Origin of the sequence: Streptomyces sp. x-19 (assembly GCF_046549115.1) — a bacterium.
Taxonomy (GTDB): Bacteria; Actinomycetota; Actinomycetes; order Streptomycetales; family Streptomycetaceae; genus Streptomyces; species Streptomyces albulus_C.
In genome coordinates this window covers 119,165-140,919 of the sequence record NZ_JAJPWK010000002.1, presented here as the reverse complement: position 1 = coordinate 140,919, position 21,755 = coordinate 119,165, and the positions used below count along the sequence as shown (strand labels likewise).

General features: G+C 71.9%; 22 protein-coding genes and 1 tRNA gene. 12 read left to right on the top strand and 11 right to left on the bottom strand.

Translation table 11 applies throughout. The features are described 5' to 3' along the window. Window positions 1-167: 167 nt before the first annotated feature. Window positions 168-251, top strand: a tRNA-Leu gene (locus ACLJT4_RS04960). Between the two features lie 134 nt (window positions 252-385). Here ACLJT4_RS04960 and ACLJT4_RS04955 read toward each other — a convergent pair. Further along, window positions 386-1,369 (bottom strand): LysR family transcriptional regulator, encoded by a 984-nt coding sequence (locus tag ACLJT4_RS04955; RefSeq protein ID WP_411121165.1) that lies wholly within the window; start codon window positions 1,367-1,369, stop codon window positions 386-388. 98 nt (window positions 1,370-1,467) lie between these two features. Between ACLJT4_RS04955 and ACLJT4_RS04950 the strand changes: the two genes are divergently transcribed. Then, window positions 1,468-2,733 carry an MFS transporter gene (locus ACLJT4_RS04950; protein WP_411121164.1) on the top strand — a complete coding sequence of 422 codons (1,266 nt, stop codon included), beginning with the start codon at window positions 1,468-1,470 and terminating at the stop codon, window positions 2,731-2,733. A 178-nt stretch (window positions 2,734-2,911) separates the two neighbouring features. Here ACLJT4_RS04950 and ACLJT4_RS04945 read toward each other — a convergent pair whose 3' ends face one another. After that, window positions 2,912-3,562, bottom strand: coding sequence for an FMN-dependent NADH-azoreductase (locus ACLJT4_RS04945; protein ID WP_016574482.1), 651 nt, complete (start codon window positions 3,560-3,562; stop codon window positions 2,912-2,914). A gap of 124 nt (window positions 3,563-3,686) precedes the next feature. Between ACLJT4_RS04945 and ACLJT4_RS04940 the strand changes: the two genes are divergently transcribed. Next, window positions 3,687-4,049, top strand: a complete 363-nt coding sequence (locus tag ACLJT4_RS04940) for a winged helix-turn-helix transcriptional regulator (protein WP_016574483.1) — start codon at window positions 3,687-3,689, stop codon at window positions 4,047-4,049. A 115-nt stretch (window positions 4,050-4,164) separates the two neighbouring features. Here ACLJT4_RS04940 and ACLJT4_RS04935 read toward each other — a convergent pair whose 3' ends face one another. Continuing rightward, window positions 4,165-4,599 (bottom strand): MarR family winged helix-turn-helix transcriptional regulator, encoded by a 435-nt coding sequence (locus ACLJT4_RS04935; protein ID WP_344574815.1) that lies wholly within the window; start codon window positions 4,597-4,599, stop codon window positions 4,165-4,167. A gap of 170 nt (window positions 4,600-4,769) precedes the next feature. Between ACLJT4_RS04935 and ACLJT4_RS04930 the strand changes: the two genes are divergently transcribed. From ACLJT4_RS04930 to ACLJT4_RS04915, 4 genes are all read left to right on the top strand, one after another. After that, a complete protein-coding gene (locus ACLJT4_RS04930; RefSeq protein ID WP_411121163.1) occupies window positions 4,770-5,957 on the top strand; it encodes an ABC transporter permease in 1,188 nt (395 codons plus the stop codon). A 262-nt stretch (window positions 5,958-6,219) separates the two neighbouring features. Further along, the gene (locus ACLJT4_RS04925; RefSeq protein ID WP_411121161.1) at window positions 6,220-7,689 is read left to right on the top strand and encodes a DUF2252 domain-containing protein; all 1,470 of its coding nucleotides are present in this window, start codon (window positions 6,220-6,222) and stop codon (window positions 7,687-7,689) included. 154 nt (window positions 7,690-7,843) lie between these two features. Further along, window positions 7,844-8,806: a hypothetical protein gene (locus ACLJT4_RS04920; RefSeq protein WP_411121160.1), complete on the top strand. Its 963-nt coding sequence runs from the start codon at window positions 7,844-7,846 to the stop codon at window positions 8,804-8,806. Between the two features lie 10 nt (window positions 8,807-8,816). Next, window positions 8,817-9,161, top strand: coding sequence for a rhodanese-like domain-containing protein (locus ACLJT4_RS04915; protein ID WP_016570509.1), 345 nt, complete (start codon window positions 8,817-8,819; stop codon window positions 9,159-9,161). A gap of 61 nt (window positions 9,162-9,222) precedes the next feature. On the opposite strand, the gene ACLJT4_RS04910 is transcribed toward ACLJT4_RS04915, so the two are convergent. From ACLJT4_RS04910 to paaA, 6 genes are all read right to left on the bottom strand, one after another. Further along, entirely contained in the window at window positions 9,223-10,356 is a 1,134-nt protein-coding gene (locus tag ACLJT4_RS04910) for an acyl-CoA dehydrogenase family protein (RefSeq protein ID WP_411121159.1), read from the bottom strand. Between the two features lie 126 nt (window positions 10,357-10,482). After that, window positions 10,483-11,529, bottom strand: a complete 1,047-nt coding sequence (locus ACLJT4_RS04905; protein WP_411121158.1) for a 2Fe-2S iron-sulfur cluster-binding protein — start codon at window positions 11,527-11,529, stop codon at window positions 10,483-10,485. Continuing rightward, window positions 11,529-12,026 carry a 1,2-phenylacetyl-CoA epoxidase subunit PaaD gene (paaD, locus tag ACLJT4_RS04900; RefSeq protein ID WP_376445438.1) on the bottom strand — a complete coding sequence of 166 codons (498 nt, stop codon included), beginning with the start codon at window positions 12,024-12,026 and terminating at the stop codon, window positions 11,529-11,531. The genes ACLJT4_RS04905 and paaD overlap by 1 nt, the downstream gene beginning before the upstream one ends. Then, on the bottom strand, window positions 12,020-12,730 hold the full coding sequence (gene paaC / locus ACLJT4_RS04895; RefSeq protein WP_402539476.1) for a 1,2-phenylacetyl-CoA epoxidase subunit PaaC: 711 nt from the start codon (window positions 12,728-12,730) through the stop codon (window positions 12,020-12,022). Before paaC ends, paaD begins: the two co-directional genes overlap by 7 nt. Next, complete coding sequence (paaB, locus tag ACLJT4_RS04890; RefSeq protein WP_374206781.1) at window positions 12,727-13,098, bottom strand: 1,2-phenylacetyl-CoA epoxidase subunit PaaB; 372 nt, start codon at window positions 13,096-13,098, stop codon at window positions 12,727-12,729. Before paaB ends, paaC begins: the two co-directional genes overlap by 4 nt. After that, window positions 13,095-14,078, bottom strand: a complete 984-nt coding sequence (gene paaA / locus ACLJT4_RS04885; RefSeq protein WP_411121157.1) for a 1,2-phenylacetyl-CoA epoxidase subunit PaaA — start codon at window positions 14,076-14,078, stop codon at window positions 13,095-13,097. Before paaA ends, paaB begins: the two co-directional genes overlap by 4 nt. A gap of 167 nt (window positions 14,079-14,245) precedes the next feature. Here paaA and ACLJT4_RS04880 point away from each other — a divergent pair, with 167 nt between their 5' ends. Genes ACLJT4_RS04880 through ACLJT4_RS04870 form a run of 3 tightly spaced genes read left to right on the top strand, consistent with a single transcriptional unit; the run spans window position 14,246 to window position 16,937 of the window. Further along, on the top strand, window positions 14,246-14,917 hold the full coding sequence (locus tag ACLJT4_RS04880; RefSeq protein ID WP_411121677.1) for a DUF5819 family protein: 672 nt from the start codon (window positions 14,246-14,248) through the stop codon (window positions 14,915-14,917). Further along, the gene (locus tag ACLJT4_RS04875; RefSeq protein WP_411121156.1) at window positions 14,914-16,275 is read left to right on the top strand and encodes an HTTM domain-containing protein; all 1,362 of its coding nucleotides are present in this window, start codon (window positions 14,914-14,916) and stop codon (window positions 16,273-16,275) included. The genes ACLJT4_RS04880 and ACLJT4_RS04875 overlap by 4 nt, the downstream gene beginning before the upstream one ends. Further along, complete coding sequence (locus ACLJT4_RS04870) at window positions 16,272-16,937, top strand: TrmH family RNA methyltransferase (protein WP_016570500.1); 666 nt, start codon at window positions 16,272-16,274, stop codon at window positions 16,935-16,937. Before ACLJT4_RS04875 ends, ACLJT4_RS04870 begins: the two co-directional genes overlap by 4 nt. A 184-nt stretch (window positions 16,938-17,121) precedes the next feature. Here the strand turns inward: ACLJT4_RS04870 and paaN are convergent, their stop codons facing one another. Then, on the bottom strand, window positions 17,122-18,804 hold the full coding sequence (gene paaN / locus ACLJT4_RS04865) for a phenylacetic acid degradation protein PaaN (RefSeq protein WP_411121155.1): 1,683 nt from the start codon (window positions 18,802-18,804) through the stop codon (window positions 17,122-17,124). A gap of 145 nt (window positions 18,805-18,949) precedes the next feature. On the opposite strand from paaN, the gene ACLJT4_RS04860 reads away from it, so the two are divergent. After that, on the top strand, window positions 18,950-20,476 hold the full coding sequence (locus tag ACLJT4_RS04860; RefSeq protein WP_411121154.1) for a 3-hydroxyacyl-CoA dehydrogenase: 1,527 nt from the start codon (window positions 18,950-18,952) through the stop codon (window positions 20,474-20,476). A gap of 2 nt (window positions 20,477-20,478) precedes the next feature. After that, entirely contained in the window at window positions 20,479-21,069 is a 591-nt protein-coding gene (locus ACLJT4_RS04855) for a TetR/AcrR family transcriptional regulator (RefSeq protein WP_233657214.1), read from the top strand. Window positions 21,070-21,166: 97 nt separating this feature from the next. Here the strand turns inward: ACLJT4_RS04855 and ACLJT4_RS04850 are convergent, their stop codons facing one another. Next, entirely contained in the window at window positions 21,167-21,685 is a 519-nt protein-coding gene (locus ACLJT4_RS04850; RefSeq protein ID WP_016570496.1) for an Lrp/AsnC family transcriptional regulator, read from the bottom strand. Window positions 21,686-21,755 lie beyond the last annotated feature (70 nt).

The following is a 21,755-nucleotide window of genomic DNA, read 5'->3' as shown; positions in this document are numbered from 1 at the left end:
CGGTCGTCCGTGAGTGCCGCCCCGCCGCTCACAGGCCCGTGGCCGGGGGAAAGGCGTGTGAAGTCACCCCCGACACCGTGCTAATGTTCTCGATGTCGGAAGGCGCTCCCGCAAGACCCGGACCGAACGGCCCGGATCGCGTGAGAGAATAAACCGGCAGCACCCATGCGCGGGTGGCGGAATAGGCAGACGCGCTGGATTCAGGTTCCAGTGCCCGAAAGGGCGTGGGGGTTCAACTCCCCCCTCGCGCACAGATGAGACCCCCGGTCTCCGGAGAAATCCGGAGACCGGGGGTCTTGCGTTGTGTCCGCAGTTCCGCGGGCCGACCGCCGTGCGGTGCGGGCCGTGAAGTGGGCCCGGCCACGTGAGCACCACGACGTGAGTCCTACGTCACATTCCCCGGCGCGCTTGCCCGTTCGGGGTGTCCGGCGGGTGGTGAAGTGACTGCCGTCACAGCTCGCACGGCGGCGGTGAAGGCGCGGACCCGGGCGGTTTCCCGTGCCGCGTGGTGCACCACCCCCAGCGCCGACTCCCGGAGCCCGGTGATCGGAACGAAGACGACGTCACGGCGGCCGTGGTAGTCCGCCGTCGGTCGGCACAGCAGCATCCCGCCCCGGCCCGCCGCGGTCAGCGTCAGGCCCTCCTGGAGCGTGCTGACCCGGGGGCCGGCCGGGATGGGCAGGCCGCCGGGCGTGGTGGTGGGCGCCTGCGCGGTGCGCCAGTACGGCGGCGCCGGCTCGTCGGGGGAGATCAGGGGCAACGCGGTCAGTTCCTCGGCGTCGACGGCCGTGCGGGATGCCAGGGGGTGCCGCACGGACAGTGCCACGGTGAGCGGCTGCGACGAGAACACCGGGCCCAGCACGAGGTCCGGTTCGGTGACCGGGAGCAGCAGCACCGCCACGTCCACCGCCCCGCTCCGCAGCGCGCTGAACGGGTCGCAGAGCGGGATCTCCACGATCTCCGTGGTGCACCGCGGGTGCTGGGCGTGGAAGGTGTCGATGGCCTGCATGATCCGGTCGTCCGCGGTGCCCTGGAATCCGACGGCGAGCCGGCCCTCGACGCCGCGGGCGGCGGTCCGTGCGCTCTCCACCGTGGCGCGCAGGGCGTCGTAGGCGGGGCGCAGGGAGGCGCGGAACTCCTCGCCCAGGGGCGTCAGGCGGACCCGGCGGCACGTGCGGTCCACCAGGCGTGCCCCGATCCGGGACTCCAGGGAGCGCAGCAGCTGACTGACCCGGCTCTGGGAGACGTAGAGGCGGGTACCGGTGCGGCCGAAGTGCAGTTCCTCGGACAGCACGAGGAAGCACTCCAGCTCGCGGAGTTCGAGGCCGCCGGCGCGGATCGGGCCGGTGCGGGCGGTCGGGCCGCTCATGACTCCCTTCCCGGTGCGGTCGATCGATGAGTCCTGCTCATAGAAGGGTGAGGAGTTGACTGTTGTTCCCGGCCGCTGCGGGGCGTTGTGTGGGCGCCATGGCGAAGAGTGAGAGTGCGGAGCGCGTCGCGGCCGCCGCGGACACGGCGGCGGACCGGCAAGCGGCGGCGGCTGCGGGGGAGTTGCGGCGGCCGTGGGGCGGTGGGTGGCCCGCGGTCGCGGCGTCGGCGGCGGCGACGTTCACGGTGGTGACGTCGGAGCTGCTGCCGGTGGGACTGCTGACGCCGATCGGTCGGGACCTGGGGGTGACGGATGGGACGGCCGGGCTGACGGTGAGCGTCACCGGCATGGTCGCCGCGGTCGCCGCCCCGGTGTTGACGCTGTTGATCGGACGCCGGGACCGGCGTGCCGTCCTCGCCCTCCTGATGGGCACGTTGGCGGTCGCGAACCTCCTGGCGGCGTACGCGCCGAACGTTGTGGTGCTGTTGGTGGCCCGGGTGCTGGTGGGGCTCGGGATGGGTGGGGTGTGGGCGATCGCCTCGGGGCTGGCGGTGCGGCTGGTCCCGGAGCGGCGGGTGGCGGCGGCCACGGCCCTGATATTCAGCGGGGTCGCGGCGGCGTCCGTCCTGGGCGTCCCGGCCGGTGCCCTGGTGGGCGAACTGGCCGGCTGGCGCACGGCGTTCGTGGCGATGGCCGGGGTCTGCGCGGTGGTGGCGGGCGCCCTGGCCGTCCTGCTGCCACGGCTGGAGGCGAGCGGCGCGGTACGGCTGGGCGGGGTACTGGGGCTGTTGCGCCGGCCCCCGGTGTGCACCGGGTTGGTCCTGGTCGCGCTCCTGGTGACGGGGCACTTCGCCGCGTACACGTACGTGCGTCCGGTCCTGGAGGAGGTGGCGGGCGCGCCGCCCGGCCAGATCGGCAGCGTGCTGTTGGCCTTCGGGGTCGCCGGGCTGGCGGGGAACTTCGCTTGCGGCGCCGCCGCGGCGCGTGTCCCGCGGGCCGCACTGCTGGCCATCTGCGCGGTGCTGGCCACCGCGGTCCTGTTGGTGCCCCCGATCGGGCACGCCGCGGGCGTGCCGGGCGCCGCGGTCATGGTGGCCCTCTGGGGCCTGGCCTACGGGGGCGTGTCGGTCGGCACCCAGACCTGGCTGATGGCGGCCGCGCCGGATGCGCGGGAGGCGGCCTCCGCGCTGTTCGTGGCGGTGTTCAACGCGGCCATCGCCCTGGGGGCGTTGGTCGGCGGGCGGGCCGCGGACGGCTGGGGGGCCGGTGGCGTCATCTGGTTGGGCGGTGCGCTCGTGGTGGGTGCGCTGCTGACCGTGGTGCTGGGCCGGGCCCCGTCCAGGGGAGCGGCGAGCACCGGGTGAGGCGTACGGGACGTGCCGCCCGGGGGCGAGCAACTACGGGCCGTGGGGCGCGTGGTCGCTGCCCCGGGCGGCGCGTCCCGGCGTGCCCGGCAGGGGCGGTGTGCCGGCGTGCGCGTCGGAGTCGGCGGTGTGGAGCCGGTCTCCGGCCCGGGCTCCCGTCGGGCGGTGGGTCGTCCGCTCAGGCGGAGAGGCGCGCGACCAGTTCCTTGGCCTTGGTCTCGGCCTGCTCGTGGGCCTTGGCGCGGGAGGTCTCGAAGAGCGGGACCAGCTCGGACATGGCGGGGTTGGCGGGGGCCATGGTCAGCTCCGGCACGATGAACTCCACGTCGAGGCCGAAGGCGCCGTTGAGGACGGCCTCCAGGTAGTTCTGGACGTACTCGAAGGACTCGCGCGGGGTGCCCGGCGCGTAGGAGCCGCCGCGGCTGGCGACGACGACGGCCGGCTTGCCCTTCACCGACGCGTTCTCGCCGGCGGTGCGGCCCATGATGATCGCCTGGTCGAGCCATGCCTTGAGGGTCGAGGGGATCGTGAAGTTGTACATGGGCGCGCCTATGACGATGGCGTCGGCCTGCTCCAGTTCCTCGGCCAGCTGGGTGCGCAGGGCGAACGCGGCCTGCTGCTCCGGGGTGTGGGTGGCCGGGTCGGAGAAGCCGGCGGAGGCGCCGACGGCGTCCAGGTGGGGCAGCGGGTCGGCGGCCAGGTCGCGGTGGATGACGGTGCCGTCGGGGTGCTGCTCCTCCCAGGTCTTGCGGAACGCGGCGGTCACCGAACGGGACGCGGAGCCGTCCTCGGGGAAGAGGGACGAGTCGATGAGCAGGAGCGTGGCCATGGGATCGGTCCTTCGCTACGGGGCCGGGCGGGACCGGCCGTTAGTTGAATTCCGTATGTCACTATTCATAGCACAGGAACTTACTTTTCCGCAGTAGCCAACGGGAAGACGGTACTCTGGAGGCATGGCGGACCACGACGAAGCGGTGTGTAGGCAGGTCGACGGCGGTATGACGCGCGTCTTCGAGCTGTTCGGTAAGCGCTGGACGGGTCTGATCGTGGCCACCCTGATGCCCGGGCCCGTTCACTTCGCCGACCTGCGGCGCGCCATCACCGGCATCAGCGAGCGGATGCTCTCCGACCGCCTGATGGAGCTGGCGGCGACCGGCCTGGTCGTCCGCGAGGTCGACGCCGGTCCGCCGCTGCGCGTCTCCTACCGGCTCACCGAGGCCGGCCGCGCCATGGAGCCCGCCCTCGTGGAGCTGGGGCGCTGGGCCGAGACCTACCTCGTCGAGGGCGGGCAGTGTCCGGAGCGGTTCCGGAAGTAGCGCCGGGGCGGCCCGGGGCTGGCGGGGCCGTGCGGCGCGGCTCCTATGGGGCTGACGGGCGTGCCGTCCCGTTGGGCGCACCCCTGCTCCCGGGGCGTCGGCTGTTCCCGGTGCGTCAGCCGAGTCGTTCCTGGGCGGCGTTGTAGCGGACCAGGTATGAGGCGAAGCGGTCGAGGTCCTCCTCGCGCCAGTCGGCGAGCCGCTCGTGGAACGCCTTGCGGCGGCTGGCGGTCACGTTCGCGAGCACCTGGGCGCCCTCGGCGGTGGGGTGCAGGACCTGGACGCGGTGGTCGTCCGGATCGATGCGCCGCTCGACGAAACCGAGCTTCTCCAGCGCTGCGATCTGTCGGCTGACCGTGGACTTGTCCAGGTAGTAGTGCGCCGCGAGGTCGGTGGCGCGGCATCCCTGCTGGTCGTCGAGGTGGGCGAGCAGGGTGTAGGAGACCAGGGACAGCTCGGGGTGCATGCGGGCGGCGGTCGCGCGGGCGCGCCGGGCGAACGCGGTCATCTCCTGCTGGATGGTCTCTACGGAGTCGTCGCGATGGGTCACGGAGTTGCCTTTCGGTGAACTAGTTGTATAGTACAACGTGGTGTGAGAGTTGTAATTACCAACCGCTAACGCGCCTCCACCCACCGGAGCCACCACCCCTGGCCACAGCTGAACGACGACGACCGGACCGCCCACGACCGGCCCCGGACGACCACGAAGAAGGCTTGCCCATGACCGCGGACCGACGACGTCCCGACCACCACAGCGACCGGCACTCCACCCGCGCCGCCGACCTGCGCCACGTGGTGACCCACCTGCTCACCCCGCTCCTGATGTGCATCGGGATGGGCCTCGCCTACCTGGGCGCCTTCGCCAACCCCGCACCGCACCACCTGCCCGTCGCCATCGTCGGAACCGGCACCCACGCACAGGTCCTCGCCCAGACACTCAACGACGAGACGCACGGCACACTCGAAGCACGCACCGTCCCCGACCGCGCCACCGCCATCGAGCAACTCAAGGACCAGGACGTCTTCGGCGCCTACCTGGCCGGCGCCAAGGCCACCGGCACCGGTGCACCGCACACCCCCGAACTCCTGGTGGCCACCGCCGGATCCGACACCAGCGCCACCGTCGTCCAGAAGGTCTTCACCCCGCTCGCCGCCCAACAAGGCGCCCCGCTGAAGGTCACCGACATCGCACCGACCGCCGAGAACGACCCCACCGGACAGGGCATCTTCTTCCTGCTGGTCGCCATCAGCATCGGTTCCTACGCCTCGGTCGCCGTGATCGGCGGCGCCGGCGCCGTCCTCCCGATGCGCCTGCGCGCCGCCCTCGCGATCGGCACCTCCTTCGTCGTCAGCATCATCGGCACGCTCTTCGCCGGCCCCGTCTTCCACCTCGTCGACCACGGCCTGTGGGCCCTGTGGAGCCTGGCCTGGCTCTACTCGGCCGGCATCCTCCTCATCGGCACCGGCCTGCACACCTTCCTCAAGCGATGGACCACGCTCGGCGTCATGACGCTGTTCGTGATGCTCAACTTCACCTCCTCCGGCGGCATCTTCCGGCCCGAGATGCAGAACGGCTTCTTCGCCGCCCTGCACTCCTTCTGGAACGGCGCCGGCTTCGTGGAAGGCACCCGCAGCCACGTCTACTTCGCCGACCACGGCCTCGCCGGACACGTCTGGACCCTCGTCGGCTGGCTGGTCGTCGGCCTGCTGACCGTCGGCGTGGCGGCACTCGCCGAAAAGCGCCGACGCACCGCCGAAGCCGAAGCGATCGCCCACGCCGGAGCCGTGGCCGCCGCCGCAGTGGCGGCCACGGTGCCCGAACGGGCCCCCGGACGGACCCCGGCACACCCCGCAGCAGGAGGGGAGACGGACGCGGAGGAGGAGATGGAAGAGGCGGTCGGGGTGTAGGCGGCCGGCCGCCGCGCGGGACCTTCGGCAGCCGCCCGCCGCCTGCGCGCCCCCGCTCTCCGCTCCCGCTCCCCCGCAACTGCTCCCCCGCATCCGAAAGTTATCCACAGGCCCGGCAGACACCCGCCGAACATCGGTAACGTCATCGACCAGCAAGCCGGAAACACCCGGCGAGCCGGACGGATGCGGGGGATCCCGGTGCGCCGACACGCACCACGGATGCCGCGCGAAACCAGGGGCGTGAAGGGGGAGGTGGCCCGCCATGTCGCGTGTGCCATACGTACCGGGGTTCGCAAGGGCGGACGAAGAAGGGCCGTCGGCCAAGGCCGTGGGCCGAGAACTGCGGGCACGACTGCCCCGGGCCGAACAGGCCGCCCTGCGGCTCACGACCGCCCGGCCCGACGCGGTCGCCTCGGTCGAAGAATCCAACGCCGGGCGACTGCCCGAACTGACGCCGATACGCGTCGGACGCATGGCCGCCAGCCCCTTCGCGTTCCTCCGCGGCTCAGCCGGACTCATGGCCCACGACCTCGCGGAAAGCCCCGTCACCGGCATCGGCGCCCAACTCTGCGGCGACGCGCACGCCGCGAACTTCGGCATCTACGCCGACGCCCGCGGCGGCCTGGTCATCGACCTCAACGACTTCGACGAAACCGTCCACGGCCCCTGGGAATGGGACGTCAAACGGCTCGCGACCTCGATAGTCCTGGCCGGCAGAGAAGCGGGCGCCAACGACGACGCCTGCCGGGCCGCGGCCCAGGACGCCGCCGGCGCCTACCGCCGCACCATGCGGCTGCTCGCCAAGCTCCCGGTGACCGAGGCGTGGAACGCCATCGCCGACGAAGAACTCGTCTCGCACACCGACGCCCGCGACCTCCTGGGCACGCTGGCACGGGTCGAAGCCAAGGCCCGCAAGAACACCAGCGCGCGCTTCGCCGCGAAATCCACCGAGCGCGGACCCGACGGCGGACTCCGCTTCGTGGACGCACCACCCGTCCTGCGCCGGATACCCGACGCCGAAGCGACGGCCGTCGCGGCCTCGCTCGCCGGCTACCTGGAAACCCTGCCCGACGACCGACTGCCGCTGCTCGCCCGGTACGCCGTGCACGACGTCGCCTTCCGCATCGTGGGGACCGGCAGCGTCGGGCTGCGCTCCTACGTGGTGCTGCTGCTCGACCACCGCGGCGAGCCCCTGGTCCTCCAGGTGAAGGAGGCCCGCCGCTCCGTACTCGCGCCCTACGTCACCAAAGCCGGCTTCCCCCCACCCCCGGCGGAACACGAAGGACGACGCGTGGTGCTCGGCCAGCGACGCATGCAAGTCGTCAGCGACCTGCTGCTGGGCTGGACCACGGTGCGCCAGAACACGGCACACGGAACACCCGGCCGGGCCGAGGACACGTCACACACGACTGCGGCGACACCGGACGGTACGGGCACGGGACTGCCGTTCCAGGTGCGGCAGTTCCGCAACCGCAAGGGCAGCGTCGACCCCGCCCAACTGACCGACGGGCAACTCGACGACTACGCCCGCATGACCGGCGCCCTCCTGGCCCGCGCCCACGCACACAGCGCCGACCCGCGCGTCATAGCCGGCTACTGCGGCAAGGGCGAGGCACTCGACGAAGCGATGGCGGCCTTCGCGGTGACCTACGCGAACCGCACCGAAGCAGACCACGCGGACCTCGTCGCGGCGATCCGCAGCGGGCGGGTGGCGGCGGAGAGCGGGGTGTGAGGGGGCTGTAGGAGGGGGCGAGGGGCTGAGGGGGCCGAGAGGGGTTTGGCGGGAGCGGTGGGGGTGGGTGGGCGAGGGGAGGGGGAGGGGGCCCCACCCGGATGCTTCAGGTGCGGCCCGGTGCCCAGTTCCCGTAGGGCCGTACGCTGACCGGGTGACGAACTCGCACGCGGAGAACGCGCAGGACGGCCAGGACCGACCGGACGTACCGGGGGCACCCGGTGCCCCGGCCGAACCGGGGGCGGCGGACGCCCGCGGGGAGGTGCCGGGCGCGGAGCGGAGCGGGGGGTCGGCCGCTGCCGGTGGGGCGCCGGAGGGCGCGGCCGGCGCCGCGGACGCGCAGGACGAGGCGACGCGGCGGTTGGCGAAGGCCGTGGAGGCGGCTGAGCGGGCCTTGATCGAGTTTGAGATCGCGGTGGAGACCTTCCGGGTGGAGGTGGAGAACTTCTCCCGGCTGCACCACCAGCGGCTCGGCCCCGTGTACGCGCGGTTGGACGAGCTGGATGCGCAGATTGCGGAGGCCGTGGCGGCGCGCACCGGTGACCCGGACGACATCCGTAAGGCCCGTGAGGCCCGTGCGTCGGTACTGCCGATGCCGCAGGTGGAGGAGTTGTTCCACGGCTGGCTCGGTTCGGAGGGGCTGTTCCCCGAGGCGCAGGCGATGCTGACCGACCAGCCGGTCCAGCCGCCGCCGAAGGTGCGGCCCGGCGAGGAGGCCCGCAAGATCTACCGGGATCTGGTGCGTCGGGCGCACCCGGACCTGGCGCGCGACGATGCGGAGCGGGCCCGGCGGGACGGCTTCATCGCGCGGGTCAACGCTGCGTACGGGAGGGGCGACGAGAAGTTGCTGCGGGAGCTGGTGCGGGAGTGGGAGGCCGGGCCGGCGCCCGTGGAGCGGCGGCCGAGCGCGAGCGAGGAGCTCTACGCCCGGCTGGAGTGGCTGGCCGAGCGCAAGGAGATGCTGTCGTCCGTGGCCGCGGAGCTGGAGGCCAGTGCGATCGGCGCGATGATCAAGATGGCGCCGGACGACCCGGACGCGTTGTTGGACGAGATCGCCGAGAAGCTGTTGACCGACCTCCGGGAACGCGAGGCGTACCTCGCTCAGCTGGTCGGGTAGCGTCGGGAGTATGCATTTCGGTTCTGTGCCCACGGTCGGTGTCGACGCCCTCACGCCCGAGGACTTTCTTCTGGACGTCCGCGAGGACGACGAGTGGGAGGCGGGTCATGCCGAGGGGGCGTTGCACATCCCGATGAGCGCATTCGTCGCCCGTTACGGCGAGTTGACGGAGGCCGCGCCCGCGGACGGGAAGATCTACGTGCTGTGTCGGGTCGGCGGGCGGTCGGCCCAGGTCGCGCAGTACCTGATCCAGCAGGGCGTCGACGCGGTGAACGTCGCGGGCGGCATGCAGGCGTGGGAGGCCGCCGGGCGTCCGGTGTCGGACGGCAAGGGCGGCGCGGGCGCGGTCATCTAGACCCGCTGGTCGAGACGTCCTTCCGGCGCCGCTGCCCGGTGGCGGGTGGGGCGTGGGTGCGTCAGCTCAGTGGGTGTGCGGCGAGGAGTTCGCCGAGGGCCTCTTCGTGGGCTGCTGCGGGTCCCAGCGCGAGTTCGAGCTGTTTGGCCCAGGCGTGGTAGCGGTGCAGCGGGTAGTCGGTGTCGGCGCCGAAGCCGCCGTGGAGGTGCTGGGCGGTCTGGACGATGCGGCGGACGCCCTCGGCGGCCCAGATCTTGGCGACCGCGATGTCCCCGGTGGGCGGGAGGGGGCCCGTGGCTCCGGTGGTGAGGCGCCAGGCCGCCTGCCAGAGGGTGGCCTCCATCGCGCGGAGGTCGATGAAGCGGTCGGCGGTCTGGACGGCGACGGCCTGGAAGGTGGCCAGGGGGAAGCCGAACTGTTCGCGTGTGCTGGTGTAGTCGCTGGTCATGGCGAGGACGCGTTCGCCCAGGCCCAGGGCGAGTGCGCAGGTGCCGGTGGTGAGCAGGTTGCGCAGGGTCTCCCAGGCGTCCGGGTCGGTGAGGGTGTTCCGGGCGTCGATGCGTACGGAGTCCAGGTGGATTTCGGCGTGCGGTTCGCCGTTGGTGGAGGTCTGGCCGTGGAGGCTGAGGCCGGGGCTGTCGCGGGGGACGAGCGCGAGGACGGTGCGGCCGTCGGTGGTCTGGGCGGGGAGCAGGATCCGGTCGGCGGTGAGTGCCCAGGGGACGGCGGTGTGGGTGCCGTCGAGGGTCCAGGTGGTGTCGTCCTGGCGTGCGGTGACGGCGAGTTCGGCCGGGTCGTGGCCGGTGTGGCCGTTGGCGGCGGCGGTGATGACGAGGTTGCCGCTGGCGATCTGTGGCAGGACCTCGGTCCGTAGGGCGTCGGTCGCGTGGTTCTGGAGGGTGTGCGCGGTGGCGTAGGACTCCAGGAGGGGGACGCGGGCGAGGACCTTGGCGGATTCGCGGAGGACGAGGCAGAGGGCGATCGGGTCGAGGCCGGCGCCGCCGTGCTCGGGGGCGAGGGGGAGGCCGAGGAGGTCGGCGTCGGCGAGTGTGCGCCAGAGGGCGCGGTCGAAGTCGTCGGCGACGGGGCCGCGGGTGAGTGCCGGGCTGGGGACGTCGTCCGGGGTGACTCCGGAGAAGACGGCTTGTGCCGCTTCGACGGCGGCCTGTTGTTCTTCGGTGAAGGTGAAGTCCACTGGTCCGTCCTCCCGCGTCGCGCCGTCGGCGTCCGACCTTCGACGTGTCAGATCTGACGAGGCGTCAAGGTAGAACATGTTGCAGGAATTGGGAATGGCGCGGACGCGGACGGTGGTGGGGGCTGCTCAGCGGTCGAAGTCCAACTCGACCTTTTCCGTGGCCGGGTGCGACTGACAGGCCAGCACGTACCCGGCGTCGACCTCGTCGGACTCCAGGGCGAAGTTGCGGTCCATCCGGACGTCGCCGGACACGAGGAAGGCGCGGCAGGTGCCGCAGACGCCGCCCTTGCAGGCGTAGGGGGCGTCGGGGCGGTTGCGGAGGACGGCTTCCAGCAGGGATTCGCCGTCGTGGACCGGCCAGGTGCCGGAGCGGCTGTCGAGGGTGGCGGTCACCGTGCTGTGTGCGGGCGCGGTGGTGGCGGGAACGGGGGCCGCGGCGCCGTTGTCTATGTGGAAGATCTCTTCGTGGATGCGGGTGCGCGGTACATCGAGGTCGCGCAGTGCCCGTTCGGCGCCTTGGACGAGGCCGAAGGGGCCGCACAGGAACCAGCCGTCGACGGCGTCGGTCCGGAGCAGCGCGGGGAGCAGGGCGCGCAGGCGTTCCTGGTCGAGGCGGCCGGAGGGGAGGCCGGCCTGCCGCTCTTCGCGGGAGAGCACGTGGACCAGTTGGAACCGGTCGGGGTAGCGGTCCTTGAGGTCGGCCACCTCCTCCAGGAACATCGTGGAGGCCGTGGTGCGGTCGCTGCGGATCAGGCAGAAGCGGGCGTGCGGTTCGCGGGCGAGCAGGGTGGTGACGATGGACAGCACCGGGGTGATGCCGCTGCCGCCGACGATGCCGACGAACTGGCCGGGGCGGGGGGCCAGGGTGAAGCGGCCGGCCGGGGCCATCACGTCGACGGTGTCGCCGACGGCGAGTTCCTTGAGGGCGTAGGTGGAGAAGGCGCCGTCTTCGACCAGGCGGATGCCGACCCGTAGGACGGGGTCGTCGGTGGCGGGGGTGCACAGGGAGTAGGTGCGGCGGATCTCCTGGCCGTGGAGGGTCGCGCGCAGTGCGATGTGTTGCCCGGGGGTGTGTCGGAAGGTCGTGCGGAGCTCGGGCGGGACCGTGAACGTGACGGCCACCGCGTCGTCCGTGAGCCGCTCGATCTCCCGCACCTGGAGCGGGTGGAACATCACAACTCCTTGAAGTGGTCGAAGGGTTCGCGGCAGGACTCGCAGCGGCGCAGCGCCTTGCAGGCCGTGGCGGAGAACCGGCTGAGCAGCGTGGTGTCGGTGGATCCGCAGTGCGGGCAGCGGAGGGTGAGGTCGACGGTGACCGGTCCGCTGGTCGGGCGGGTGGGCCGTGGTGGGGCGATGCCGAACGCAGCTAGCTTCCGGCGGCCTTCGTCGGTGATCGCGTCGGTGGTCCACGGTGGGCTGAGGACGGTGCGGACGTCGACCCTGGGTATGCCGTGGTCGTGCAGGACGCGTTCCACGTCGGCGGACATCGCTTCGATGGCGGGGCAGCCGGTGTAGGTGGGGGTGAGGGTCACCTCGACGTGGTCGGGGGCGGTGAGCCGCACGCCGCGCAGGACGCCGAGTTCGGCGAGGGTGAGGACGGGCAGCTCGGGGTCGGGAACGGCGCCGGCGAGGGCGAGGAGTTCCGCCTCCAGGGCCGTGGTGGTCACCATGTCGCCCCCGGGTGGCTGCGGTGGAGGTGCTGCATTTCGGCGAGGAGCCGGCCGAAGGGTTCGGTGTGCAGTCCCTGGCGTCCGCCGCCGGCGGTCCAGGCGCCGTGCTGGGGGCCGTCGGGGACGGTGAGGGTGGCGCGCGCGAGGGTGGCGGTGATGCGGGTGGTCCACTCGGTGCGGAGGGCGGTCCAGGGGACGTCGTCCAACCCGTCTACGGGGTCGAAGGGTTCGCCGGTGAAGCGCCAGAGGGCGTCCAGGGCGCGTTGCATCCGGGTGTGGCTCTCTTCGGTGCCGTCGCCGAGGCGCAGGGTCCACTGCTCGGCGTGGTCGCGGTGGTAGGCGGTCTCCTTGACGGCCTTTGCGGCGAGCGGTGCCACGGTGGTGTCGGTGGTGGCGAGGTGGTCGTAGAGCAGCTCTTGGTAGGTGGAGAAGTAGAGCTGGCGGGCGAGGGTGTGGGCGAAGTCGCCGTTGGGCTGCTCGACGAGTTGGACGTTGCGGAACTGGCGTTCCTCGCGGAGGTAGGCGAGTTCGTCCTCGTCGCCGACGAGGGAGAGCAGGATCCGGGCCTGGCCGAGGAGGTCGAGGGCGATGTTGGCCAGTGCGACTTCCTCTTCGAGGACGGGGGCGTGGCCGGCCCATTCGCCGAGGCGGTGGGAGAGGATCAGGGCGTCGTCGCCGAGGGGGAGGGCGGGGGTGGGCGTCATAGGTGGTGCACCCCCTCCGGGATCTCGTAGAAGGTCGGGTGGCGGTAGGGCTTGTCGCCGGCCGGTTCGAAGAAGGAGTCCTTCTCGTCCGGGGAGGAGGCGGTGATCTGGGCGGAGGGCACCACCCAGAGGGAGACGCCTTCGGAGCGCCGGGTGTAGAGGTCGCGGGCGTTGCGCAGCGCCATCTGGGCGTCGGGGGCGTGGAGGCTGCCGGCGTGGGTGTGGGACAGGCCGCGGCGGCTGCGGACGAAGACCTCCCACAGGGGCCAGTCGGCGGGGCCGGCGGTGGGTGCGGCGTCCGCCGTGCCGGTGGGCTGGGGTGTGCCGGCGGGTGGGGCCGGGGTGTTGGCGGGGCGTGGTGTGGTCATCGGGCCGCCTCCTCCTGGTCGGTGCCGGTGTGTGGCGTGGGGGCCGGGTGCTTGGCGGCGTGTGCGGCGGCGGCCTCGCGTACCCAGGCGCCGTCGGCGTGGGCACGGCGGCGGCGGCCGATCCGTTCGTCGTTGCAGGGGCCGTTGCCCTTGAGGACTTCGCGGAATTCGGTCCAGTCGATGGGGCCGAAGTCCCAGTGGCCGCGGTCTTCGTTCCACCGCAGGTCGGGGTCGGGGAGGGTGAGGCCGAGGGCTTCGGCCTGGGGGACGCAGATGTCCACGAAGCGTTGGCGGAGTTCGTCGTTGGAGTGCCGCTTGATCTTCCAGGCCATGGACTTCGCGGAGTGGGCCGATTCGTCGTCGGGCGGGCCGAACATCATCAGCGACGGCCACCACCAGCGGTCGACGGCGTCCTGGGCCATGGCGTGCTGGGCTTCGGTGCCGCGGCTGAGGGTGAGCAGGAGCTCGTACCCCTGGCGCTGGTGGAAGGACTCCTCCTTGCAGATGCGGACCATGGCTCGGGCGTAGGGGCCGTAGGAGCAGCGGCACAGCGGGACCTGGTTGGTGATGGCGGCGCCGTCCACGAGCCAGCCGATGGCGCCGACGTCGGCCCAGGTCAGGGTGGGGTAGTTGAAGATCGAGGAGTATTTCTGGCGGCCGGTGTGGAGCTTGTCGAGGAGTTCGTCGCGGCCGGTGCCGAGGGTTTCGGCGGCGCTGTAGAGGTACAGGCCGTGGCCGGCCTCGTCCTGCACTTTGGCCATGAGGATCGCTTTGCGGCGCAGGGACGGTGCCCTGGTGATCCAGTTGGCTTCCGGCTGCATGCCGATGATCTCGGAGTGGGCGTGCTGGGCGATCTGGCGCACCAGTGAGGCGCGGTAGTCGTCCGGCATCCAGTCGCGTGGTTCGATCCGCTCTTCCGCGGCGATGGTGGCGTCGAACAGGGCTTCGTGTCCCGTGTCCTGCGGCGCGATCGTCGTCATGTGGTGCCCCCTCCTCCCGACCGACCGATCGTTCGGTTCAATGGTGGGTGGGGCGGCGGCGGGTGTCAAGCCTGTGGATAACCCCGGGGGAAGGTGTGCCGGGAGCGGCCGCATAGGTACGGTTCCGGGGCGGAGACACCCGCATGAGGACTGGGAACGGGGCGGGAATGCAGTCATACGGGGACGAAACGCGGCCGTTGGCCGCGCTGTCGCTGCCCTCGCGCATCGTCATAGGAACGGCGGCCAGCGCCATCGCGGTCGCCGCCCTGATCCATCTCGCGATGATGTTCTTGCACGTCGCACCGTCGAACACGCTCAGCAAGCAGCAGTCCGGCCTGATCAGCGACTACGTCTATCCCGAGTACGAGCAGAACTGGAAGCTGTTCGCCCCCAACCCCCTCCAGCAGAACACCGACGTCCAGGTCCGCGCGCAGCTGCGCACCCCGGACGGCACGTCGCGCACCACCGACTGGACCGACCTGACCGCCCGCGACGGGCAGGCCATCCTCCACAACCCGCTGCCCAGCCACACCCAGCAGAACCAGCTGCGCCGCGGCTGGGAGCTGCTCTCCAGCACCCTCGACGCGCAGAACCGCCCGAGCGGCGACCGCGGCGAGATGTTCGCCCGCTACCTCCGCCGGATCGCGATGCTCCGGATGTCCGGCGAGTGGACCAAGAACGGCGACCGGGTCGCCGAGATCCAGTTCCGCTCGCAGACCACGGCGGTGCTCCCGCCACCGTGGAGCGCCGAGAAGGTCAGCGACAAGCCCGTCTACCGCGTGCTGCCCTGGTGGCAGATCACCGCCTCCGATCTGCCCGAGGGGGCGACGAACAAGTGACGTCACCGACGCCGCAGCCGCCCACCACCCCGCCGAGCACCGGCACCGTGCAGACCACCGACGCCCCGCAGGCCGCCGACGCTCCCGGTGCCTATCAGGAGACCCGCATCGAGCGCGCCATCGGTCGTGGTCTCGCCCGGGTCACCGCCCGCGCCCTGGCCCCGTACCAGACCGCCGTCATCCGGATCGGCTTCGCCGGCACCTGGTTGCTGTTCCTGCTGCGGGAATGGCCGCACCGGCAGCAGCTCTACGGCCCCGCCGGCCCGTTCGACTTCGGCATGGCGCGCCAACTGCTGGACGGCAACCACGCCCTGTCCGTCCTGGTGTGGTCCGACGGCCGCGGCTGGTTCGAGTGCGTCTACTTCCTCGCCATCGCGGCCAGCGCGCTGCTGATGCTCGGCTGGCGCACCCGCACCATGTCGGTGCTGTTCATGATCGGCGTGCTCTCGCTGCAGAACCGCAGCGTCTTCATCGGTGACGGCGGCGACAACGTCATCCACCTGATGTCGATGTACCTCGTGCTGACCCGGTGCGGGCAGGTGTGGTCGCTGGACGCGCGCCGCGCCCGGCGGGCGGCCGCCCGCCCGGCGGAGGACGGCGCGACCCCGCCCCGGGACGTGACCGGCATCGTGCTGTGGGCGGCGCTGGGCCTCGCCCTCGCCGTCGCCCAATTGCAGGGCGCCGCCGGCCTCACCTGGTTCGGACACGGGCCCTTCCCGCACTTCGGCTGGAGCCTGGCCCTGTGGGGACTGTGGGCGGCGCACGGCCTGTGGTGGGCGGCACAGCGGTACGCCCCCGGGGAGCCCCGGACGGTCCTCGACACCCTCGCGACCCTGGCGCACAACGCCGTCCTGCTGGTGATCATGGTCGAGGTCTGCCTCGTCTACGCCACCGCCGGCTGGTACAAGATCCAGGGCTCGCGCTGGCAGGACGGCACCGCCGTCTTCTACCCGATGCACCTGGACTACTTCTCCCCCTGGCCGGGGCTGTCCCACTTGCTCGGCAGCAACGGGCTGATGGTCATGCTGATCACCTACGGCACCGTGATCGTCCAGGTCGCGTTCCCGTTCACCCTGTTCAACCGGCGCCTGAAGAACGTGCTGCTGGTCGCCATGATCTGCGAGCACCTGTCGATCGCGGTGCTGCTCGGGCTGCCGTTCTTCTCGCTGGCGATGATCACCGCCGACGCGGTCTTCCTGCCGACCAACTTCCTGACCTGGCTCGGCGGTCGCCTCTCCCGCCTGCGCGGACGACTGTTCCCGGGCACCGGCGCCGCCGGCTCCGAAGTGGCGGCCGGCGAGGGGCCGCCGGAGGGTGCTGCCCGCTCCGGTGGCGATGGCCATACGCTCGTGGGGTGAGCAGCGAAACCACCGCCCCCGCCGAGCCCCTCCAGTACGACGACGGGTACGGGCCCAAGATCGGCGTCGGCCCGCACCCGGAGCCCTGGCCCGAGGACGGCCGTTACGACCCCGAGCTGCTCGCCCACGGCGACCGTCGCAACGTCGTCGACGGCTACCGCTACTGGACCCGTGAGGCGATCGTCGCCGACCTCGACACCCGCCGTCACGACTTCCACGTGGCCGTCGAGAACTGGAGCCACGACTTCAACATCGGTTCGGTCGTCCGGACCGCCAACGCCTTCCTGGCCAAGGAGATCCACATCGTGGGGCAGCGCCGCTGGAACCGCCGCGGTGCGATGGTCACCGACCGCTACCAGCACGTCCGCCACCACCCCGACACCGAGGCCCTGACCTCCTGGGCCGCCACCGAGGAACTGCCGATCATCGGGATCGACAACCTCCCCGGCTCCGTGCCGCTGGAGACCACCGTGCTGCCGCGCCGCTGCGTGCTCCTCTTCGGACAGGAGGGGCCGGGGCTGACCGAAGAGGCCCGCCGGCACGCCTCCCGGGTCTGCTCGATCGCGCAGTTCGGCTCGACCCGCTCCATCAACGCCGGAGCCGCCGCGGCCATCGCCATGCACGCCTGGATCTCCCGCCACGCCCGGATCGAGGACGTCTGACGCGGCCCTGACCGCCGGGACTCCACCCGGACCGGCTTCTCCGGGCCGCGCATGACGGCGACCGTGCGCGGGGACGGCCGGACCGGCTCACACCCCGGTGCGGCCGCGGGCTGGTCCCCGGGTCCTCACGGAACACGGGGACCCGGGCCCGGGCAGCCGCTCGGCCCCGGGCCCGCCCGCGATCTCACGCCTCCCGACGCACCTCCACCGTCCGGAACCGGTTCGCCACGAAGGCGCCGTCGCACAGCGCCGCGTTCGCCGCCGGATTGCCGCCCGAGCCGTGGAAGTCGGAGAACGCCGCGGTCTGGTTCACATACACCCCACCGGTCAGATTCAGCGACAGCTGGGCGCATTCCTCCAGGCAGACCTCCTCCACCTGGCGCTCCACCTCGGCAGAGGTGGTGTACGCCCCGACCGTCATGGCGCCCTTCTCGCGGACCGTGCGGCGCAGCAGCGCCACCGCGTCGGCGGCGGAATCGACCGCCACCGCGAACGCCACCGGGCCGAAGCACTCCGACAGGTACGCCGCCTCGGAGTCCGGCTTGGCGCCGTCCAGCTTCACGATGACCGGCGTGCGGACCGTGGCCCCCGGGAACTCCGGGTTCGCCACCTCGCGGGAGGCCAGCGCCACTTCGCCGAGCCCCGACGCCTCCCCGATCCGCGCCGTGACCTGCGGATTGACGATCGCGCCGAGGAGTGCGTTGGCCCGTGCGTCATCGCCCAGCAGACCGCTGACCGCGCCCGCCAGGTCGCTGACGACCTCGTCGTACGACTTCGGGCCCGCGTCGGTGTCGATGCCGTCCCGTGGAATCAGCAGGTTCTGCGGGGTGGTGCACATCTGGCCGCTGTAGAGCGACAACGAGAAGGCGAGGTTGCTCAGCATGCCCTTGTAGTTGTCCGTGGACTCGATGACCACGGTGTTGACGCCGGCCTTCTCGGTGTAGACCTGCGCCTGGCGGGCGTGCGTCTCCAGCCAGTCGCCGAAGGCGGTGGAGCCGGTGTAGTCGATGATCCGGACCTCGGGCCGGACCGCCAGCGTCTTGGCCAGCCCCTCGCCGGGCTTGTCCACCGCCAGGCACACCAGATTGGCCGGCAAACCGGCCTCGGCGAGCACCTCCCGGGCCACCTGGACCGTCAGCGCCAGCGGCAGCACGGCGCGCGGGTGCGGCTTGACCAGCACCGGGTTGCCGGTCGCCAGCGAGGCGAACAGGCCGGGGTAGCCGTTCCACGTCGGGAAGGTGTTGCAACCGATCATCAGGGCCACGCCACGCGGCACTGCCCGGAAGGTCTTGGTCAGCTCCAGCGGGTCCCGCTTGCCCTGCGGCTTGCTCCACGCCGCCTTCTGCGGGGTACGGGTCTGCTCCTCGTAGGCGTACGCCACCGCCTCCAGGCCGCGGTCCTGCGCGTGCGGCCCGCCCGCCTGGAACGCCATCATGAACGCCTGGCCGCTGGTGTGCATCACGGCCTGGGCGAACTCGTGGGTGCGCGCGCTGATCCGGGCGAGGATCTCCAGGCACACCGCGGCGCGGGCCTCCGGGCCGGCGTCCCGCCACTCGGGGATCGCGGCCTGCATGGCCGGCAGTAGCACCGAGACGTCCGGGTGCGGATAGGTGATGCCCAACTCCGGCCCGTAGGGCGAGACTTCCTCGCCCGTCCAGGCGTCCGTGCCGGGCTGGTCGAGCGCGAAACGGGTGCCACGCAGCGCCTCGAAGGCAGCCAGGCCGTCCGGTGCGGCGGTCTCGCCGTATGCCTTGGGGTGCTCGGGGTGCGGGGACCAGTACGCGCGGGTCCGGATTGCTTCCAGCGCCTTGTCGAGGGTCGGGCGGTGCTTCTCGATCAACTGCGCTGCGGTCATTTCGGCGGCCATCGATGACCAACTCCTCGTCGACTGCGCGGAAAGTGGATGGGGACTGGGAGTGACACAGCAACGGAGTTAGAGTAACCGAACGATCGGTCGGGGCAAGAGTGCTCGACCAACCTGTGGAAAACTCGCTCGGGGAGGATCAGCTGCCATGACGGCACTCGGCACCGACACCACCGTGGCAGTGGTGGGCACCGGCACCATGGGCCAGGGGATCGCGCAGGTGGCGCTGGTCGCCGGGCACCCCGTGCGGCTCTTCGACAGCGCACCGGGCCGGGCCGCGCAGGCCGCCGAGGCCGTCGTGCGGCGGTTGGACCGACTGGTGGAGAAAGGCCGGATCCCGGCGGTCGAACGGGACGCCGCCCGCGCCCGTCTCTCCCCCGCCGAGACCCTCGCCGAACTCGCCGACGCCGCACTCGTCGTCGAGGCGATCCTGGAGCAACTCCCCGCCAAACAGGAGCTGTTCCGCGCCCTTGAGGACGTCGTCCCGGCGGACTGCCTGCTGGCCACCAACACCTCCTCCCTCGCGGTGACCGCGGTCGCCGGCGGGCTCCGGCACCCCGGGCGCTGCGTGGGCATGCACTTCTTCAACCCCGCGCCCCTGCTCCCGCTCGTCGAGATCGTCAGCGGCTTCGCCACCGACGCCGCCGCCGCGACCACCGCCTACGACACCGCCGCGACCTGGGGGAAGACCCCCGTGCGCTGCGCCGACACCCCCGGCTTCATCGTCAACCGCATCGCCCGCCCCTTCTACGCCGAGGCCCTGCGCGTCCACGAGGAACGGGGCGCCGACCCCGCCACCATCGACGCCGTCCTCCGTGAGGGCAGCGGCTTCCGGATGGGCCCGTTCGAACTCACCGACCTCATCGGACAGGACGTGAACGAGGCGGTCACCCACTCGGTGTGGACCGCGTTCTTCCAGGACCCGAAGTTCACCCCCTCGCTGGCCCAGCGCCGCCTGGTGGAGTCCGGCCTGCACGGCCGCAAATCGGGGCGCGGCTGGTTCGACTACGCCGAGGGCGCCCGCCGGCCCGAGCCGCACACCGCAGGGCCCTGCCCCGCGCCGTCCTCGGTCACCGTGCTCGGGGAGCTCCCCGGGCCCGCCGCGGTGCTGCGCGAGGCGATCGAGGAGGCCGGCATCAAGGTCACCGGCGACCGCACCGCACGGGAGCCGGAGTCCGCGGGTGCCGTCCGGCTGCCCGGTGGCGCCCTGCTGGCCCTGACCAGCGGCGCTCCGGCCACCCGCCGGGGCCGAGGCGCCACCATCAGCTTCGACCTCTCGCTCGACTACCGGGCCGCGACCCGGATCGCCCTCGCCCCCTCGGCGACCGCCTCCGAGGGGGACCTCGCCGAGGCCGTCGGACTCTTCCAGGCGCTCGGCAAGCAGGTCAGCGTCATCGACGACGTTCCGGGCATGATCGTCGCCCGCACGGTCGCGATGATCATCGACTTCGCGGTGGACGCCGCGGCCCGCGGCGTCGCCACCCCCCAGGACATCGACACGGCGATGCGGCTCGGGGTGAACTACCCCGGCGGTCCCATGGAGTGGGTCGATCGGCTGGGCGCCCCCTGGGCGTGGCGCCTGCTGGACTCCCTGCACCGCCAGAATGCGCAGGGACGCTACGTACCGTCCTGGGCGCTCCGGCGCCGTGCGGACCTCGAGGAATGGGTGCTCTAATCATGACCATGGCCAAGCGCGACGCCTACACGCCCGATTCGCTGCTCGCGGTCTCCGTCGAGGTGTTCATCGAGCGCGGCTACGACGGCACCTCCATGGAGCACCTCTCCAAGGCGGCCGGCATCTCCAAGTCGTCGATCTACCACCACGTGCGCAGCAAGGAAGAGCTCCTCCGTCGCGCGATAAGCCGCGCCCTGGACGGGCTCTTCGGTGTTCTCGCGGAAGCCGACGCCCAGGAGGGGCGGGCGATCGAGCGGCTGGAGCACGTCACCCGGCGCGTGGCCGAGGTGCTGATGGACGAACTCCCCTACGTGACGCTGCTGTTGCGGGTGCGGGGGAACACCGACACCGAGCGGTGGGCCATGGAGCGCCGCCGCGAGTTCGACCACCGGGTCGCCGACCTCCTCAAGGAGGCCGCCGCCGACGGCGACCTGCGGGACGACGTGGACGTCCGGCTGGCCACCCGCCTGCTCTTCGGCATGATCAATTCGATCGTGGAGTGGTACCGGCCCGGGCGGGGCGGCGCCGCCAGCCGCGACGAGGTCGCCGAGGCCGTGGTGCGGACGGCGTTCTCGGGGCTGCGCAAGGTCTGAGCGGGCGGTTCGCGCGTGCGGTTCGCGGCGGGGCGGACCGGGGCCGGGAAGGCCCCACACGGCCCCGTCGGCGCCGCCCCCGCCCGCGGCCCCGGCGCTACCCCTCCTCCACCCCCAGGTCCGTCTCCTCGAACACCAACAACGTGCGGGTGCTGAGCACCTCCGGTATCGACTGGATCCGGGTCAGGACCAGTTCGCGCAGCTCCCGGTTGTCCTTGGTGTGCACCAGCAGCAGCACGTCGAAATCCCCGCTGACCAGCGCGATGTGCGCGGCACCGGGGAGCGTGGTGAGTTGTTTGCGCACGGTCCGCCAGGAATTCTGCACGATCTTCAACGTGATGTAGGCGGAGGCGCCCTGACCTGCCCTTTCCTGGTCCACGAGGGCGCTGAAGCCGCGTATGACGCCGTCGTCGAGCAGCCGATTGATCCGCGCGTAGGCATTGGCGCGCGAGACGTGCACCTGCTCGGCGACGGAGCGTATCGACGCCCGGCCGTCGGTTCGCAGCAGCCGCAGGATGGCGCGGTCGATCTGGTCGAGGGGGCGTGCGGCCGGAGGTGCGGGGGCGGGCGCCGCCGACGGCTGCCCGCCCGGATTGGCCATCTGTTCCTCCGGCATGTGCTCCCGCCTCCCCTTTGTGGACTCCCTGCCTTCATCACAAGCTGTGGAGAACCGTTTGTCCACAGGC